The organism is Clostridium sp. DJ247, from assembly GCF_014231265.1.
On sequence record NZ_JABAIW010000072.1, the window covers coordinates 1 to 19,374 of the forward strand.

Here is a 19,374-nt window from a genome sequence, read left to right on the forward strand (position 1 = left end):
GACATACAAAATCTGTGATTTTGATATGGTCGCTTACTCTGTGAGTACTCCTCTGACGAAAGGAAGAGGAGTTTCATTATAAATTTATAAGAACTTTGATAAACTCGTACCTCAGTTCGGACCAACTTATCAATTACATTGATAAGTCGCTGGTTAAAACCCATTTAGGCTTTTAACCATATCAAAAGTTCTAAGATTTTTCTGAAATTTTCGCTAAGACTAATAAAAAATTATTTAAATGTGACTTCAACATTGATAATATATCTCTCCGTATAAATTAAATTTAAATTGTGGGTATCTATAAATTGAGTTTCCGTTCAGGAATCTTATAAGAAAAATTAAAGAATATAGAGGGAGTGATATAATGCCTAATATTGGAAGACGTTTAGATAATTTTACAGAATCAGTTATTAGAAGAATGACTAGAATTTCAAATCAGTATAACGCTATTAACTTATCACAGGGATTTCCGGATTTTGATCCTCCAAAGGAACTAAAGGAAGCTCTAAAACAATCAGCGGAGCATGGTCCTCATCAATATGAAATAACTTGGGGATCTAAAGACTTTAGAACAGCATTAGCTGAAAAACAGGCACATTTCATGGGAATAAATATTGACCCTGAAAAAGAAATTGTAGTAACTTGTGGTAGCACAGAAGCTATGATGGCAGCAATGATGACAGTATGTAATCCAGGAGATAAGGTTATAGTATTTTCTCCTTTTTATGAAAATTATGCAGCAGATGCTATTTTATGTGAGGCAGAGCCAATTTATGTGCCATTACATCCTCCAACCTTTAACTTCAATAAAGAAGAATTAATAAAGGCTTTTGAACAAAAACCAAAAGCACTTATTTTATGCAATCCATCCAATCCTGTGGGAAAGGTATTTTCAAGAGAAGAATTATTGGTTATTGCAGATTTGGCTGAGCAGTACGATACTTTTGTTATTACTGATGAAGTTTATGAGCACATTATATACGAACCTTACAAACATACTTATTTTGCCTCATTACCAGGAATGTTTGAGAGAACAATATCTTGTAGCTCTCTGTCAAAGACTTATTCTATAACTGGTTGGAGACTGGGATATGTAATTGCACCAGCTCATATAATAGATGGAGTAAAGAAAGTGCATGATTTTCTAACCGTTGGGGCTGCAGCACCGCTTCAAAAAGCAGCAGTAGCTGGTTTAAAACTTCCTTTAAGCTATTATGAGGAACTAAGTGAAGTTTATTCGAGAAAAAGAAAGTTGTTCTTAGAAGGGTTAGATAAAATAGGTTTAAAATATATTGCTCCTCAAGGTGCATACTACATAATGGTTGATATTTCAGAATTTACATCAGGAACAGATGTAGAGTTTTGTGAGTGGATGGCTAAGGAAATTGGAGTAGCTGCTGTTCCAGGTTCAAGCTTTTTTAGGGAGAATATAAATAACTATATTCGTCTTCATTTTGCTAAAAAAGAAGAAACCTTGATAGAAGCTCTAAAAAGACTAGAGTTATTAAAAGAAAAAAGTAAATAATTTTTAGTAGAGGATTTTTTGAATAGTAAGGAGCCAATTAAGGCTCCTTTTTTTAAATTAGATTAAGGTTAACCTGCAATTTCATTTTGTTTTGATGAATCAATTTTGAAGTCTCCATAGCAGTTTATTCCATGTTCTTCCATATCAAGTCCAGTAAGCTCTTCGTGTTCTGATACTCTTAATCCAACTGTAGCTTTTATTACTTTAAACAATACAAAAGTTGTAGCTAAAGTCCATGCTGCCACACAAACAACTCCTAGTATTTGAACTCCTAAAAGGTGAGCTCCTTTTCCATATAATAAACCACCTTCAAGAGAGAAGAAACCAACTAATATAGTTCCTACAGCACCACATAAACCATGTACAGCAACTGCACCTACAGGGTCATCAATTTTTAAAACTTTATCTATAAATTCAGCTCCATAAACAACAACAACCCCAGCTATAGCACCTATAATAACTGCACCAACAGCGCTAACAGCATCTGTTCCAGCAGTAACAGCTACGAGACCAGCTAAAACTCCATTTAATGTCATTCCAATGTCTGGCTTCTTACTTCTAGTCCAAGTAATTATCATTGCAACTGATGCTCCCGCTGCTCCAGCAAGATTAGTTGTTACAAAAATATGAGATATACCAGTATAATTTGTACCTGATAGAGTTGAACCTGGATTAAATCCAAACCAACCTAGCCACAAAATAAACACTCCAAGTGCTCCTAAAGTTATACTGTGAGCTGGTATTGTATTAGATTTTCCGTCTTTTGTATACTTACCAATTCTAGGTCCTAATATCCATGCACCCATTAATGCTGCCCAACCACCTACTGAGTGAACTACTGTAGATCCGGCAAAATCATGAAAACCAAGGGTTGATAGCCAACCACCACCCCAAATCCAATGTCCTGCAATAGGGTAAATGATAGCACTAATAACAAAGCTATAAATTAAATATGATTTAAACTTAGTTCTTTCAGCCATTGCTCCAGAAACAATTGTAGCTGCAGTAGCGCAGAAAACAGTTTGGAATATTAAAAATGCTTCCTTAGGTATAGATAAACCTAGATGTTCATAACTTCCAGAAGTAAATAATCCACCTATACCAATTATGCCCATTTTATCAGCACCAAACATTAAACTGAAGCCAAGTACCCAAAATATTAGAGTACCTGCAACATAATCCATTAAATTTTTCATCATTATGTTTCCAGCATTTTTTGATCTTGTGAATCCAGTTTCAACCATTGCAAAACCAGCTTGCATGAAGAAAACTAGTGCAGCGGCAATAAGTGTCCAAACAGTGTCTATTGCCACAGTAATTTCTTTAATATCCATATATGATACCTCCTGTTTTAAAATAATAAATTAATAATTTACATTAATTTTTTTTATTAATGTAATAAAAAAAGAACTATATGAATATAATAATAAAAATTTATTAAATATTCTAATATTTAATACTGTTATGTAACCTATTACATCTAAATAATATTAACAATAACTTCATATATCTAAATCATACTTAAAATGTTATAAATTATTATAAAAATAGAAATTAATCAATAATTACATTTAAAATGTAAAATAAAATTTTTATCAAATAGTATTTGTATACAAATATGTAGCTGTTATACAAAAAATATTCAAAATTTGAGACAAATTAAAGGATAACATATATGTTATTAGATGGAATAAAAGATATCCCTATGGTTACCCTATGAATAGAAAGGGGTGTTCACATGTTTTTAGATGAAGCTAGAAAGATTAGTCTTAAGTTATCAAAAGAGAAGGAGATTGAGATTAGAAAGCATATGTTTGGTGATACAGATCACTTAGATGAGGAGAAACTTACTTTAGATGCTAGTCATAACAATATTTATGATGAGAAATAGTATGGAGCCAATTAAGGCTCTTTTTGTGATAAAGTATTTAAATGAAGTCAAAATATTTAGAAAATTTAATAACATAATTACTTAATTTTAATATTATATATTAAGAAGTAATTTACAGGAGAAGGTGAGAAGCATATGGTACTAACACTTATATCTGGTTTTTTAATCATACTTATTATGGCATTAAGCAATAGTATCAATATAGTATCAGTTCCTAGTAATTTGATGGAGATGGACTATTTTAGTAGTGATTCATATGAATTAATGGGAATTGAGGAGCATGTGGAACCTGTAGTAATTGCTGAAGAAAGCAAAGAAAATAGTTTTGAGGACAATAAAACTGAAAATTAATAATTATATATAAATATAAGAAATTTTATTTAAATCTATGGACATATAGCGAAATATTGGTAATATATTCATAGATTTAGATGAAGTTTGAATTTATAATACTATAAATTTTTATTATAATAAAGTCTATTTATGTAATAATATATACAGCAATAACTTATAAAAAAATATAAACTACAATTAAAGGTGAAACTATGAAAATACTTGAGGTAATATTAAAGGGTATAATAGGATTTTTTGTGTTATTAATTTTAGTTCGTATTATTGGGAAAAAACAGCTAGGAGAGCTGAGTTTTTTCAATTATATTACAGGTATTGCATTAGGCAATATAGCAGGAGATATGGTTGTACATAAAGATATCAGTATAATTGATGCTTTGGCGGTACTTGTACTTTGGGCAATTCTTACAATATTATTAGAATATATAAGTTTAAAGTCTCTTAAGGCAAGAGGGATTCTGAATGGTAAATCGGTACTAGTTATAAAAAAAGGAGTTGTTCAAAGAGATATATTAGCTTCACATAGAATGAATATGAACGAACTTAATATGCTTTTAAGAAATAGTAACGTATTTCAATAAAAGATGTAGATTATGCTGTTTTAGAGTCTAACGGACGACTAAGTGTACTAAAAAAGAGCGAAAATGAAATTATTACAAAGAAGGATATGAAAATACAGAGTACTGACCGTAAGTACATACCCTTAGAAATAATTATAGATGGAAAAGTAATTGAAAAAAACTTACAAGAATTAAATTTCGATAACAAGTGGTTAGGACATCAGCTAGTGAAAAATCACATAAATTCTAAAAAAGAAGTGTTTTATGCAGAAGTGTAAGAAGATGGAAGCCTTTATATATTAAAAATGGAATAACAAAATACTGAAGTTAAAGTAGGAACCCTATAGTTAATAAATTAAAAACATCCTCATATCATAAAGAAATGAGTAGCTTAATATTATTTATATTGAGGGATGGTGATTTTATGAAATTGAGGTTTATAGATAACGAAAAAGGTAAAGTTCTTGTTGAACAAGATAAAGAAAATACAGAAGATTTAATAAGTGTATTATCCTCGGGAAAAGAGATAAGCTTATTATATGTAGTAGATAGTGAAGTAAAGTCATTGAGAGGAACATATAGTCATTTTACTAGAGGAAGTGAAGATGATTCTAGGGGTGATTGTATATGTCTATATCTTAATAATGTGAAAAACATAAACTTAGATTAGTGGGTATCTATACTAATTGATAAGTAAGACCATAAGCAAAACTTAAAAATATATTTGCTTATGGTTTTATTTTTTTTTGTAAAATATTTAAAGTCTATTGAGAATAAAATCATGTTTAATACTAGTATAATGTTAACAGGTAATAAGTGAAAGGAAACTAGTATTATGATAAATATTTTCAAAGTAGAAGGTAAGAAAAATATAGCAGTACTGCTTATTAGTATTGTTTTAACAGAAGCGGCAGGGGTTCTATGGGGATTACTATCTATGCCTAGCATAAATCCCTTTGATATGTCTAACTTTAATATATATAATAACCTTATAAAACCATCATTTTCTCCTCCAGCATGGATTTTTCCTATTGTATGGTCTATACTGTATTTTATAATGGCTATAGCTTATTATAGGATATGGCTAAGTGGTAAACAAAGTAAGAACATACATAAAGCTAAAATATATTATTTCATTCAGTTAACATTAAATTTAATTTGGACTATAATATTTTTTAGATATAGACTATATGGACTAGCATTTATAGATTTAATAATTTTGTTGGTATTTATTCTTTTAACTACTTTTGAATTTTATAATATTGATAGGATAGCAGGTCTATTAATGATACTATATATCATATGGGTATCTTTTGCCGGGGTTTTAAGTTATTATATATGGGTATTTAATGAAATGTAATACTATAGAACTAAAAAAATAACAATAAGTTAACAAATAGAGGTTTTAATAGTTGGAATTTTTGCAATAATATAATAATGAGGCAGCTGAAATATTAAAAACACTGAAACGTAAGCATTTAATTGCTGGGTTTCAGTGTTTTTAGTTGTGTCTATAAAACTAGAATTATAAAGGTTAATTTACCATGTAATGGGGAACATGCATTGTCAAACATTAAAAAATTAGAATATTATATATAATTTCATGTAATAATTTGTTTATGTATATATTTATATAATAAGCTTTATGAGGTATAATGTAATGTATAAATTTAATATATAAATTTAATATGTAGTAGGAGTGAAGGAAATGGACATGAAAAAATTAATAGAAAGAATTAATTTTCTATACAGTAAAAGTCAAAATGAAGGTCTTAATGATGAAGAAAAACTAGAACAAAAAAAATTGAGACAGCAATATATAGAAATATTTAAAAATAACTTTAGGGCACAATTAGAGGGTATCGAAAGAGTGCCATCAAAGAATATTAAAATGAATTAAGGAGAATCCAGGGATGGCTGTAAGGGTTAAAGAATTAATTAGGGACTTAAATCTTGAAGTTTTAAACAACGGGGGAAAAAATAACGAAATAACTGTAAGTGATTTGAATAGGCCTGGGCTTCAGTTTGGTGGCTTTTATAACTATTATGCAAATGAAAGAGTACAAATAGTAGGAAAAGCTGAATGGAGTTTTTTAGATGCTATGCAGCCAGGTCTTAGAAGCAAAAGGTTAAATAAATATTTTGCTTTTGATAACCCTTGTACAATAATAACACGAGGACTAGAACCACATCAGGAATTTATTCAAAGCGCCATGGAAAATAAGAGATGGATTTTAAGAACTGATACCATATCTACAAGATTTATTAATAGACTGATGAATTACCTGGATGATAAACTAGCATTGGAAACAAGAATTCATGGAGTTCTTGTAGACGTTTATGGTATTGGTATATTGATAACTGGCGAAAGTGGAATAGGAAAAAGTGAGACAGCTTTAGAACTGATAAAAAGAGGACATAGGTTAGTTGCAGATGATGCAGTAGATATAAAGCAAATAGATGGAGAATTACATGGTACATCTCCTTATATAACTTCAGGAATGCTAGAGGTTAGAGGTATGGGGATAATAGATATTCCGGCCTTATATGGACTAAGTTCTGTTTTAAGAAAAAAGGTTATACATTTAGTAATATATATAGAGCAATGGAAAGAAGGAGAAAACTATGATAGGCTTGGAATAGATAAGGAATATATGAATATCTTAAATGTTCCAGTAAGAAAACTAATAATGCCTATACGACCAGGAAGAAACGTAGCAGTAATAATAGAAGCGGCCGCAGCAAATTATAGATACAGTCTTATTACAAACGTAACCCCTGTAGACATAATAGGGCAAAGAATGAGAGAAGAAGTTGAAAGAAGGGACAACATTGAGGACTAAAAGAGAAATCAGAGAAACCATGATTAAGAAAAGAACCCTTCTTACAAATGATGAAAAGAAAAGACTAGATAATATAGTTTTTCAAAAAGTTATAAATAGCAGCGAATATAAGGATGCAAAGGTAATATTTTTATTCGTAAGCTATAAGGATGAAATAGATACTCATAGAATTATAGAACAGGCTCTTAGAGATGAAAAAATAGTATGTGTTCCGAAAACTATATCTATGAAAGAAGGAATGAATGCAATTCAAATTAAAGACTTTCAGGATTTAGTTGAAGGTAACTATGGCATACTTGAACCAAAGAATCATGAGCTTATTGTTAAAGAAAGTATTATTGATGTATCATTCCTACCTGGGCTTGCCTTTGATGAAAGAGGCGGTAGAGTAGGCTATGGTGGTGGATTTTATGATAGATTCTTAATAAAAACTAGAAGCCATAGTAAAAAAATAGGCATAGGTTATAGCTTTCAGGTCATAGATGAAGTGCCTATGGAAAAACATGATATGTTTATAGATGGAATAATTACTGATTAAAGCACACACACTAATAAAAAACTAAAATCTAATTATAAAAAGTTAGATTTTTAGCTTTTATTGGTGGGTGTTTTTTTATGAAAGTATTTGATATTTTCAATAATTTTAAGGAGGTTACAGGAAATTTTCATTTAGGAGAAAGTCATTATTGGATTTTAGCTCATGTTAATGAGTTAGAAGTTTTAAGAGAAAGTGTTTTACTTGATCCCGAAAGTATATCGGAATGTAAAAGCTTAACTCAGTCCTCAAAAATAAGTTTTTTTGATGGATATATTTTTGTTATTTTTAATACATTAGAATATAATAACGAAATAGTTAGATCCAAGGATTTAAATGTGTTTTTAAGCAAAGATTATATAATAACGGCATATAGAGATAAAATAGAAATACTTGAAGAATTAATAAGAGATATAAAAGATTCAAAAAATTGTTTTGCATTGAAAGATAAGCCGCGTGTATGCATACTTCTTTATTATATCTTAGACAGAATAGTGGTTAAAAATTATAATGTTATAGCAGATTTAGAAGCACAAGCAGATAAAATAGAAATAAATATTCTAAAAAACCCCAGACAGGAACAAATAGATAATTTAATAACTCTAAGAAGACAGGTTTATAAAATACGAAAATATCTAAATCCACTTAGATATATAGGAGATAGCTTAGTAAGTAACGATAACTTGGTGATAAACAAAGATAGTATATATTATTTTATAGGTCTAAATAAAAAAATTGAAAAACTTATGATGGCACTAGAAAGTCTTGTGCAGGATTTAGCATTAGTAAGAGAGGCTTTCGAATCAGAAATAGCCAATAAGACCAATGAACTGATGAAAATATTTACTATAATAGCTACTATATTTTTGCCCTTAAATTTATTGACTAGTATATATGGTATGAATTTAAAAGGAATCCCTTTTATGGAGATGAACCATGGATGTTACTATATAGTTTTTATTATGATAACAATTGCATCCACACTTATATATATTTTTAAGAGAAAGAAATGGTTATAGAAATTCAAAGTATTGTAAAAGAAATGCTTTGTGGTAAAATATAGTTATTCTAAAAATGAATTAAATGTTTTTAATGAATATTGTGGTATAGATAACCATGCCCGAAATTTAACTTATACGACCGGATATATTACCATATTTCGTCACGTTAAATATTTTTAATTAGTCTAAAGCTCAAATTTGAGAAAAATCTAAGAACTTTGATAAACTCGTACCTCAAACATAACAAAAGTTCTAAGATTTTTTCTCAAATTTTCGCTAAGACTAATAAAAAATATTTAAATGTGACTTCAATATTGGTAATATATCCCTACGTATAAGTTGAATTTCGGGAACGGTGATCTATATGTTACATGGAGAGGGGTAATACTATGAGTAAGAATTTAACAAAAAAATATGATTATGCTTGGGATAAGTATTCCAAGGATGATTTAAATAAACTATTTGATCTAGGTGAAAGATATAAAGAATTTATTACAAAATGTAAAACTGAGAGAGAATGTGTTCTTGAGTTTATATCAAGAGCAGAAAAAGCTGGTTTTAAAAACTTAGAGGATTTAATAAAAGAAAAAGCTTCTTTAAGGGCTGGAGACAAGGTTTATGCTAATAAGATGGATAAAACTTTAGCTCTTTTTATCATAGGAACTAAAGGCTTTGATGACGGATTAAGAATATTAGGTGCACACGTAGACTCACCAAGATTAGATTTGAAGCAAAATCCACTATATGAAGACACAGATTTAGCTTTATTTGAAACTCATTACTATGGTGGAATAAAAAAATATCAGTGGGTTACTATTCCACTAGCTATACATGGAATACTGGTAAAAAAAGATGGAACAAAGGTAAATGTAATTATTGGAGAAGACGAAAATGATCCTGTAGTTGGGATTTCAGATCTTTTAATACATTTATCTGCAGATCAAATGGAAAAAAAGGCTTCTAAGGTTATAGAGGGAGAAGACTTGAATATCTTAATTGGAAGTATACCAGTAGAAGATAAAGAATGTAAAGCTAGAGTGAAACAAAATATACTTAATTTGCTGAATGAGAAGTATGGAATAGAAGAAGAAGATTTTGTTTCTGCAGAATTAGAAGTAGTTCCTGCAGGTAAAGCAAGAGATTATGGAATAGATAGAAGTATGATTATGGCTTATGGACATGATGATAGAATATGTGCATATACTTCTTTTGAAGCTATGCTAAAAATACAAAATCCAGAAAAAACTTGTGTAACTTTATTAGTAGATAAAGAAGAAATAGGCAGTGTAGGTGCTACAGGTATGCATTCGAGATTCTTCGAAGATACGGTAGCGGAAATTATGGAACTCTGTGTAGGATATAATAATTTAAAATTAAGGAGAACATTAAGAGATTCAAAAATGCTGTCATCAGATGTTACTGCTGCATATGATCCGAATTTTCCATCAGTTATGGAAAAAAGAAACACAGCATATTTTGGTAAAGGTGTAGTATTTAACAAATACACTGGAGCTAGAGGAAAATCTGGTTCTAACGATGCTAATCCAGAATATATAGCAGAGCTAAGATCTATTATGGAAAAAAACAATGTAATATGGCAAACATCAGAGCTTGGAAAGGTTGATCAAGGTGGTGGTGGTACTATAGCTTATATACTAGCTGAATATGGTATGCAAGTCATAGACTTTGGAATAGCATTACACAATATGCATGCTCCATGGGAAATTGCTAGCAAAGCTGATATATATGAAGCTTTAAAGGGATATGAAGCTTTTCTTAATGAAGCATAATACTTGAATTCTATTAAGAATATGAAAAGTTATATAAAAAAAGAAGACTCTTTAAGGTAAGTCTTCTTTTTTTATAATTATAGGTACGAAACTTTTAAATTTAATTTATTCCACATCTATATAGTAGTATTGAAAAAATAGTAATATAGTATAATATTTAATATGAATACTAAAAAATATACAGATAAACACCTCAGAGTAGATATTAAGGAAGTCAGGTTGCTAGTGTAAAGTTTAAATAGGTTACTAGAGTAAGATTTTGAGATGTTTATCTATATTTAAATCTACATAAATATTATACTATTAAATGTAAAAAAATACCATAAATCTTTTGCATTTTTTATTACATATTATTGAGTTTATCCAGAAAAATTTCTATGCCTTCCTTATCCAAATAAACTTCTCCAACAGTGGAAGCGTGCTTTTTATCATTTTTATCAATTCCATGAAAATCTGAGCCAGCAGAAATTATTTTATTGTATTTCTCAGCATACTCCATAAATTTTTTTGTATCTTCTTCAGAATTTAGAGAGTATATTGCCTCAATACCATCAAAAGGAAGGCTAATTAACTCTTCTAAATCAATATCTTTTATTAAAACTGGATGTGCAAGTATTGTTAAAGCATTTACAGAATGAAGAAGATCTATTCCTTCTTTAGAAGTTAACTTAACATTTGGAACATAAGCAGGGCAGCCTTCTCCAATTAAATTATTAAATATATAATCGAAGGTATAATTGTAGCCTGCTTCTACAATGGCTTTTGCAATGTGTGGTCTTGCTACGATTCCGTGTGCTTTTTCAAGGATTAAATCATAATCAAGTTTTATGTCAAAAACCTCTGAAAGCTTTTCCACTATTTTTTTTCCCCTATTTAATCTCTGTTCATTCATCTCATCAAGATAAGCTTTAAAGTTATTATCTATCTTTGTAATGTCTTCAAAGTAACCAAGAATATGAATGCTTTTACCTTTATGAAGCGTTGAAAGTTCTATACCTGGTATAACCTTAATACCTGCACTCTCGCCTTCTTTTATAGCTTCATTTATTCCTCCTATAGTGTCATGATCTGTAACAGCAATAATATCTACATGTTCCTTCTTAGCTAAGTTAATTAATTCTTTAGAGGATAACTTTCCATCAGAGGCTTTCGTGTGCAAATGAAAATCGCCTTTAGTATACATTTAATCACCTACTCGTTAAAATATATTGTAATAATAATTATAGACTGTTTATAACACATTTTGCAAAGATTTTATTTTATTTTTCATAAATATATTTATTATATAAGTATAATCAGTGATTTAAAAGGGTTCTATAGCAGTGAAAATTTAAAATATATATGTAGGGTTCCAAGTTCAGAACTGGTAACATATCCCTAGGTTTAAACAAAGTTAAGAGCTTTGAATCCTATATTAATTAGAACTATGTAGGAATTGCTATAGGAGTAAATATATTAATACATATTAGCTAGTTATATTGGTAAGTATACTAGTGAAACTAATATATTAAATGTTAAATAAATTTATTAAAAGGTGAAGATAATTATGAAAAAAATACTTATTTATATAACAGTAGTTTTTTTATCTATTAATATTATATTTACAGCAAAAGCCATGGACATGAGTAATAAGGAGTTCAATTCCAATGAAGATATTTACAATATAACGATGAAACAAGACCTTTTATGCTTGATGATGGCATATCCTGAATATGTTACAGCCGTGGAGAAAGGGTCGGATGGGTACGTATATTTGATAATGAAATCAGGGGGGAAAATTATATATGACGATAAAAGAGTAAAAAATGCTGAACAAAAATTAGAAAATCCAGATTTACAAGATATGTTAGAACAGATATATCCTCTTCATTGTGTTAACAAGATTATGGATAAAAATTTTGATCCTGGCCGTTATAGAGTGTATAACTTACTAAGAGAAGTTTATGGTGGGTCAAAGCAAAAAATAGAGTCTAATCTTGTATCAGTTAACCTAGGATATAAATCTTTTCAATTTAATAAAGAAGGTAAAGCATCAGAAGCTCTGAAAAACGTTATGAAGGAGCTTGTTACTCTTACTAAAGAAAAAAACAATATTGGAGCTTATTTATTTCCATGCAGTGGAACCTTTAATTATAGATTAATTTCAGGAACTAATAGACTAAGTCCCCATTCTTTCGGTATTGCTATTGATTTAGCTAGAAATAAAAGAGACTACTGGAAATGGGCATCAAAAGAAGAAGGAGAAAAGAGATTAGCTTCCTATCCAAAAGAAATTGTAGAAGTATTTGAAAGAAATAATTTTGTGTGGGGAGGTAAATGGCAACATTTTGATATACTACATTTTGAATATCGTCCGGAGATTATATTAAAAGCTAGATATTTTGGAAATAAGGATAACACTAAACAGTATTGGTATGATGGAGTACCTTTAGAGGAACATAATGTTGAAGATTATATTAAAAAAATTGATGAAGTTTTATAGTAAAGTAAGAGCCGTTTTATAACGGTTCTTTATTATTTTATAAGATATAAGTTATCTATTATAAAATAATAATTCATATATAGATACCTACAACTTAAATTTAATTTATACGTAGGTATATATTAGCAATGTTGAAGTTACATTTAAATATTTTTTATTAATCTTAGCGAAAATTTGATAAAAAACCTTAGAACTTTAGATATGTTTGAGGTACGAGTTTATCAAAGTTCTTAGGTTTTTTCAAATTTGAGCTTTAGACTAATTAAAAATATTTAACGTGACGAAACATGCTAATATATACCGTAGTATAAGTTAAATTTCGGGCATGATTATATAGCCTTGTTAAGAAGTATTACAATATTGGTAAAAATTTTTAGTTGGTTTTTATTAATAATGGGGAAGAATAACTATATCATATTACGGGATTCTATAAAACAAACATAATAAGTGTTTTAATACCCATAAATGAAAAAGTAGAGAAATATAGATTAAAGGAGTAGTATACTATGAACTTTTCTTTAACAAAAAAATTTTCAATATTAATAGTAAAATCATTAATACTTACTATTTTACTTTTATTAAGCCCTATATTCCAATCCAATAGAGTATTAGGTGATATGCCATATTCTAATGATGATGTGACTAGTTTTATAAAGCAGACCTTTGTGAATAGAAACAAGGCATTAATAAATGGAGATTTAAAATTAATAGAATGTATTTATGATAAAAATACTAAATATGGAACTTGGGCTTACGAGCATGAAGAAAAGAAAATGAAATATATTCATAATTGGGAAGAAAAACAAGGGGTAAAGTTTATTGATATTGTACCTACCATAGTAATTAGAAATATTAGGGCAAATGGAGATAAGTTCACAGTTAACTTAATATGTTCAACAGAGTATAAATACATTTATGAAAATGAAGCTGATAAAGTAAACATATCAAGAATTGGTACTAATCACTTGGTGCAAATTGCTAATAAAAATGGCTCTTTTGTAATTACAAAGGAATGGTATAAAGATCCTTTTGCAGATTCATTAAATTTAGATAATATAAAAGCAACTTCTATTAAAGAATATATATTATGCCAAAGTGAACCAGACCTTTCAGACATAAATGAAAGAAGAATAAAGACTGTAGAATATGCTGATATGTATTGTGGAACTGCAAGTGAGGAAAAATATGGATTTAAGTATAATGAAAAGTATAGAAATTATAATCCAGAAGGTGGAGATTGTGCTAACTTTGCATCACAAATATTATTTGAAGGAGGCAAGTTTAGAAAAAATTCTATTTGGAACTGTGATAAAAAAGGTGCAACGCGAGCTTGGCTCAATGCTGATGGATTTAAAAGCTACATGATTAATAGTGGGAGAGCATCAGTTATTGCTTATGGAAACTATGAAAAAGTATATAAAGCTTCATATAAACTTTTACCAGGAGATTTTATAGCATACGAAAATAAAAATGATATTACACATATATCAGTTGTAACGGGAGTTGACTCAAAAGGATATTCCTTAGTTAGCTGTCATAATACAGATAGAAACAAGGTGCCATGGGATTTAGGCTGGAGTAACAAAAAAATAAAGTTTTGGTTGGTAAGAGTACATTATTAAAAGTAAAATTATATAGTCTTATAAAGATTATATTTAAGTGTAAATTTGTCATAAAAATTTAGAAAATTTAAAAATAAAAAAGAGGAATTTCAAAATAAATGTAGAAATTTACTTTATGAACATATAGCACTGAACTAAAAATATAACATAATTTCACATTTAGGGAGAAGGAGTTATAAAAAAATTATATCTCTGGTAAATTAAAATCATAAGAAAATATATATTATGAGGGGAGAGAGAAATTTGAGTAAAGTACAGAAAGTTACTTGGCATGTGGATCAAGCAGATAAGGCAGCACAATTATTAGGTAAATGGTGTTATGTGGTTGAAGTAGAGACCGATAAGAGTGTTATTGCAGATATAGATTTACAAAAGCTTTCAGAAGTATACTCAACTTTTATTCAAAACGGTATAAAAATTAAGTCTTTTACCTAAGAAATTTATTTTATATTTAAAATTTGATGAAATGTTATTGAAAAATTTTAAAAATATATTAAAATTAATTGTACTAAGTTATGAAGGATAGCCTTGTGTTTTATATATTCAAAGTAACAATAAAAACTAATATATAATAAAAAAATGAGTAAAACTACTCATTTTTTTATTATATATTAGTTTTTTAATTAAAGTTGAGTTGTGCAAATAATCTTTAAGTTATAACTGAGTAAATTATGTTTATTATAATTAATTTTGATATAATATAATCTTAAGAGAAAGTATTTTCAATTTTGAAGTAGGTGATAACGTATGAAAGTTTCATTTTTAGGAGGAGCACACGAAGTTGGTGGTAGTTGTATATTACTTAAAATTTATAATAAAAATATACTATTAGATTGTGGAATAAGGCAAGGTACATCTAAAGATCCACTACCAAATTTCAAAACCATTCAAGAGCAAGGTGGGATAGATGCCATAATTATAAGTCATGCACACATGGATCATATAGGATCTCTTCCGATAATAAGCAAAGAATATCCTAATGCAAGAATATATACAAATAAGATGACAAAAGATTTGATGAAGGTACTGCTTTACGATAGTTTAAAGATTATGAATAATAGAGAAGCAGAAATTCCACTTTATGCAGAAGCTGATGTGGAAAATATGCTGAACAGGATATTTGCGATAAATTATATGATGGAATTTCCAATCTTTGAAGACATAAGCATGACTTTTTATACTGCAGGACATATTGCGGGAGCTTCTTGTGTATATATTACTACAAAGGAAGGGTCTGTATTTTACTCTGGAGATTTTTCTATATTCCCGCAGAAAACTGTTGAAGGATTAAAGGTTCCAAAGCTAAGACCAGATGCTGCAATATTTGAGACTACTTATGGTGATAGACTTCACTCTAATAGAGAGATAGAAGAAGAAAGGCTTGTAGAGCTTATAAAACAATGTGAAGCAAATAAAGGTAAAATGTTAATTCCTGCATTTGCATTAGGACGATCCCAAGAAATTTTATTGATTATTAAAAAGGCATTAAACAAAAAAGTTATAAAAAATATAAAAGTATATGTGGATGGAATGATTAAAGATATAAATAGAGTTTATAAGTTAAATCCGCTATACTTAAAAAATTCTCTTGGTAAAAAAGTATTAAGGGGTATTGAGCCCTTCTATGATGATAATATAGTTCCTGTAGATAAAAAAGAGCTTAGAGAGAAAATATTAGAAGAAAAAGATCCTTGTATAATAGTTGCTAGCTCAGGAATGCTTACAGGAGGCTATAGTCAGTATTATGCAGAAAAAATAGCTTCAATGGAGAATGGGTATATAGTTATAACAGGATACCAAGATGAAGAATCCCCAGGAAGAAAATTATTAAAGCTTTTAGAGGAGGAAGACAAAAGACTAGATTTAAATGGTAAGGTTATTCCAGTAAGATGCAGGGTAGAAAAGGTAGGACTCTCTGCCCATGGGGATAAAGGGGAAATAAAAGCATTAATAAATTTACTAAGTCCTAAGGATGTATTTATGGTACACGGCAATGAAGAAGTAATAGAAGGCTTTGCTCGTGAACTTTCATCAGAAATAAGAGCAAGAGTGTATGCTCCTAAATGTGGTGAAGATTATGAAATAAATATAAACAATCCTAGAAAACAATGGAAGAAGCAAATGCCTCAAATTATTCAAAGTTCTGAAGAATTGAAGGAAGATAATATAGAAAAGTTATGGAAATTTGTACTTGATAACTATGGACAAAAACTTTTTACAATTGAAGAACTTGTATATATATGGACTGGAAATAATAGGCTGAAGCCTGTGGATGTAGATAAGGTTCAAAAACTCATAATAGACTCAGCATATTTCGAAAGTGATATGAAAAGATTATTTTTATTTAAGAGCAGAACAAAAGAGGAAGTAGAAGAAGATAAAAAACAAAAAGATTTAAAACCAAATGAGTTGAATGATTTCATAAATAAGCATTTTAGCAAATTTAATTTTAAGAAAGCTAGCCTTATATATGGTGAAAAAAAAGTAGTTTTAAATTTTGATTTTCCTGATGTGGTAGATAAAAGTATATATGAAGTCATGGAACAATTTGAAAAACAAACAAACTGGAAGGTAGAATTAAATAATACACTAAATATAAATGCAGCATCTTCAATGCTTCAAGAGATTTTTTATCATGCAGGCATAAAAAAAATATCTTATAAGTTAGAAGAAAAAAAAGCTGTAGTGATGCTAAATTCTAATATTGACTTACAGCAGTATAACCTAGAGAATTTTAATAAAACTACAGGGTTACAAATAGTAATACAAAATCCAGGTGAAAATAAAGAATGCAGCAATAATCTTATAGTAAGCAAAAATCAACAAAATTTAATGGAACAAAATCAAGCTTTAGCGTTAATTGATGAAGCCTTTAAAAAAGAAGAATTTAGACCTTATAAAAAAGCCATAAAATCCAATGGTGTAGAAAAATATATAGAGCTTTATTTTATATCACCAATAATCGGAAAAAAGTATGAAAAAATTTTATATGACCTTGTGGAACTCACTGGATGGAATATGATTATATCTAGTGCCGTAAATCAAAATGAAATAATAAATTTAGCAATTATACTTTGTAAAAAACAAGGCATAAATTTGAAGAAAAATCCTTCTTTCAATGGTGCTAATTTAAGTGTAGAATTAAAATTAGAAAATTTTGATGAAGAAAAAATGAAAGCTATAAAAGAAGAATTTGAATATAAAACTGGATGTGCAATTAGATGGTAATAAAAAATTTAATAAATATTAAATTTTATAATTTATAGAAAGTATAAATATATGCTATAATAAATTTTGACAATTAAAACTAATTAATGAATAAAGCTTCAGAGGTGATTACTATGCCTATAAAAATACGAGATGACTTGCCAGCAGCTGAGATTTTAAGCAGTGAAAATATATTTATAATGCCAGAAAATAGGGCCTTTCACCAAGATATTAGACCTTTAAAGATTGCTATTTTGAATCTTATGCCTACTAAAATTACTACAGAGGTTCAATTACTAAGACTTATTGGCAACACTGCTTTACAAGTAGATGTAGAGTTATTACACCCAAAAACCCATACATCAAAAAATGTTTCAGAAGAGTATTTAATGACTTATTATAAAACCTTTGATGAGGTGAAACATGAAAAGTTTGATGGGTTAATTATTACGGGTGCGCCCATAGAACAGTTAGAATTTGAAGATGTTACCTATTGGGAAGAACTCAAGACTATAATGGACTGGAGTATACATAACGTATATTCTACTCTACATATATGTTGGGGTGCCCAAGCAGGGTTGTATTATCATTATAATATTCCTAAATATAAATTAAAACAAAAAATGTTCGGTGTATTTAATCATAGAACCACTGAAAAAAATATAAAATTATTAAGAGGATTTGATGATGAGTTTTTAGTTCCCCATTCAAGACATACAGAGGTTAGAAGAGAAGATATAGAAAAGGTTGAAGATCTAACTATATTATCTGAATCAGATGACTCTGGGGTATATATAGTTGCAGCTAAAAGAGGAAGACAAATATTTGTTACAGGACATTCAGAGTATGACCCTTTAACATTAAAATCAGAATATGATAGGGATATATCTAGAGGTCTAAAAATAAATGTGCCTAAGAATTATTTTCCACAGGATGATGCAAGTAGAGAGCCTTTAGTGAAATGGAGAGGACATGCTAGCCTATTATTTTCAAATTGGCTTAACTATTATGTTTATCAGGAAACACCTTATGACTTAAATAATATTGAGTAGAAAAATAAAGCCCTGTGTTTACATGTAGGGCTTTATTTTTATATGTATTTTTCTAATATAGATTCTGGTAAAGGTAAATTGTTCTTTTCTGTAAAATACTGCAAAATTTTTTTTGCAGATCTTCCTATAAGTGTATTTATTTCAGTTTCGTCTGTGTGAACATTATGATGACTTAATGCTTCTATCCAAGCTTTACAGGAAATTGGTTCACTATCAACCAATACTCCATTGCAATCAAATATAATACCTTTCATAAATGTGTCCTCCTTGAATCTTTTACTAATTTATTAGTACAGTCTAATTCTATACTAATAACTATATTTTTTATTAGATTGCCAAGTACCACAAATAACTAAGCGTGTTGGTTAAAAGTTTTTAACGTGCTGAAGTTTGGCAACATATTCCGGAGTATAAGTTAAGTTTCTACTTTGGAACCCAATATAGGGTTTCTAAGTCTAAACTTAACTTATACAGAATAATTAAATTTCTTCTCCAAATACTAAATGTACGGAGAA

18 protein-coding genes and 1 pseudogene are annotated in these 19,374 nt (G+C 28.9%); 16 read left to right on the plus strand and 3 right to left on the minus strand.

Going from position 1 to position 19,374, the window contains the following annotated elements:
- Positions 1 to 364: 364 nt before the first annotated feature.
- Positions 365 to 1,525, plus strand: a complete 1,161-nt coding sequence (locus HGI79_RS20095) for a pyridoxal phosphate-dependent aminotransferase (RefSeq protein ID WP_185652457.1) — start codon at positions 365 to 367, stop codon at positions 1,523 to 1,525.
- Between the two features lie 68 nt (positions 1,526 to 1,593).
- Here the strand turns inward: HGI79_RS20095 and HGI79_RS20100 are convergent, their stop codons facing one another.
- Positions 1,594 to 2,859 (minus strand): ammonium transporter, encoded by a 1,266-nt coding sequence (locus HGI79_RS20100; RefSeq protein ID WP_185652458.1) that lies wholly within the window; start codon positions 2,857 to 2,859, stop codon positions 1,594 to 1,596.
- A 404-nt stretch (positions 2,860 to 3,263) separates the two neighbouring features.
- Between HGI79_RS20100 and HGI79_RS20105 the strand changes: the two genes are divergently transcribed.
- From HGI79_RS20105 to HGI79_RS20150, 10 genes and pseudogenes are all read left to right on the plus strand, one after another.
- Complete coding sequence (locus HGI79_RS20105) at positions 3,264 to 3,416, plus strand: hypothetical protein (RefSeq protein WP_185652459.1); 153 nt, start codon at positions 3,264 to 3,266, stop codon at positions 3,414 to 3,416.
- 135 nt (positions 3,417 to 3,551) lie between these two features.
- Positions 3,552 to 3,767, plus strand: coding sequence for a hypothetical protein (locus HGI79_RS20110; protein WP_185652460.1), 216 nt, complete (start codon positions 3,552 to 3,554; stop codon positions 3,765 to 3,767).
- Positions 3,768 to 3,961: 194 nt separating this feature from the next.
- Positions 3,962 to 4,605, plus strand: a pseudogene (locus HGI79_RS23005) (DUF421 domain-containing protein).
- A gap of 146 nt (positions 4,606 to 4,751) precedes the next feature.
- Positions 4,752 to 4,997, plus strand: coding sequence for a hypothetical protein (locus tag HGI79_RS20120; RefSeq protein ID WP_185652461.1), 246 nt, complete (start codon positions 4,752 to 4,754; stop codon positions 4,995 to 4,997).
- A gap of 165 nt (positions 4,998 to 5,162) precedes the next feature.
- Positions 5,163 to 5,687, plus strand: a complete 525-nt coding sequence (locus HGI79_RS20125; RefSeq protein WP_185652462.1) for a TspO/MBR family protein — start codon at positions 5,163 to 5,165, stop codon at positions 5,685 to 5,687.
- Positions 5,688 to 6,035: 348 nt separating this feature from the next.
- On the plus strand, positions 6,036 to 6,227 hold the full coding sequence (locus HGI79_RS20130; RefSeq protein ID WP_185652463.1) for a DUF896 domain-containing protein: 192 nt from the start codon (positions 6,036 to 6,038) through the stop codon (positions 6,225 to 6,227).
- 13 nt (positions 6,228 to 6,240) lie between these two features.
- Entirely contained in the window at positions 6,241 to 7,170 is a 930-nt protein-coding gene (gene hprK / locus HGI79_RS20135; protein WP_185652464.1) for an HPr(Ser) kinase/phosphatase, read from the plus strand.
- Entirely contained in the window at positions 7,160 to 7,708 is a 549-nt protein-coding gene (locus HGI79_RS20140) for a 5-formyltetrahydrofolate cyclo-ligase (protein WP_185652465.1), read from the plus strand. Before hprK ends, HGI79_RS20140 begins: the two co-directional genes overlap by 11 nt.
- A gap of 77 nt (positions 7,709 to 7,785) precedes the next feature.
- Entirely contained in the window at positions 7,786 to 8,724 is a 939-nt protein-coding gene (locus HGI79_RS20145) for a magnesium transporter CorA family protein (RefSeq protein ID WP_185652466.1), read from the plus strand.
- Positions 8,725 to 9,095: 371 nt separating this feature from the next.
- The gene (locus HGI79_RS20150) at positions 9,096 to 10,496 is read left to right on the plus strand and encodes an aminopeptidase (RefSeq protein ID WP_185652467.1); all 1,401 of its coding nucleotides are present in this window, start codon (positions 9,096 to 9,098) and stop codon (positions 10,494 to 10,496) included.
- A gap of 343 nt (positions 10,497 to 10,839) precedes the next feature.
- Here HGI79_RS20150 and HGI79_RS20155 read toward each other — a convergent pair whose 3' ends face one another.
- Positions 10,840 to 11,679, minus strand: coding sequence for a PHP domain-containing protein (locus tag HGI79_RS20155; RefSeq protein ID WP_185652468.1), 840 nt, complete (start codon positions 11,677 to 11,679; stop codon positions 10,840 to 10,842).
- Between the two features lie 363 nt (positions 11,680 to 12,042).
- Between HGI79_RS20155 and HGI79_RS20160 the strand changes: the two genes are divergently transcribed.
- The 5 genes from HGI79_RS20160 to metA all read left to right on the plus strand — a co-directional run bounded on the left by HGI79_RS20160 (position 12,043) and on the right by metA (position 18,859).
- Entirely contained in the window at positions 12,043 to 12,978 is a 936-nt protein-coding gene (locus tag HGI79_RS20160) for a M15 family metallopeptidase (protein ID WP_395939563.1), read from the plus strand.
- Between the two features lie 506 nt (positions 12,979 to 13,484).
- The gene (locus HGI79_RS20165; RefSeq protein WP_185652469.1) at positions 13,485 to 14,600 is read left to right on the plus strand and encodes an amidase domain-containing protein; all 1,116 of its coding nucleotides are present in this window, start codon (positions 13,485 to 13,487) and stop codon (positions 14,598 to 14,600) included.
- 243 nt (positions 14,601 to 14,843) lie between these two features.
- Positions 14,844 to 15,035 (plus strand): hypothetical protein, encoded by a 192-nt coding sequence (locus tag HGI79_RS20170; protein WP_185652470.1) that lies wholly within the window; start codon positions 14,844 to 14,846, stop codon positions 15,033 to 15,035.
- 312 nt (positions 15,036 to 15,347) lie between these two features.
- Entirely contained in the window at positions 15,348 to 17,828 is a 2,481-nt protein-coding gene (locus HGI79_RS20175; RefSeq protein ID WP_185652471.1) for an MBL fold metallo-hydrolase, read from the plus strand.
- 113 nt (positions 17,829 to 17,941) lie between these two features.
- Complete coding sequence (metA, locus tag HGI79_RS20180) at positions 17,942 to 18,859, plus strand: homoserine O-succinyltransferase (RefSeq protein ID WP_185652474.1); 918 nt, start codon at positions 17,942 to 17,944, stop codon at positions 18,857 to 18,859.
- Positions 18,860 to 18,897: 38 nt separating this feature from the next.
- On the opposite strand, the gene HGI79_RS20185 is transcribed toward metA, so the two are convergent.
- A complete protein-coding gene (locus tag HGI79_RS20185) occupies positions 18,898 to 19,113 on the minus strand; it encodes an HAD family phosphatase (protein WP_185652472.1) in 216 nt (71 codons plus the stop codon).
- Between the last annotated feature and the right edge of the window lie 261 nt (positions 19,114 to 19,374).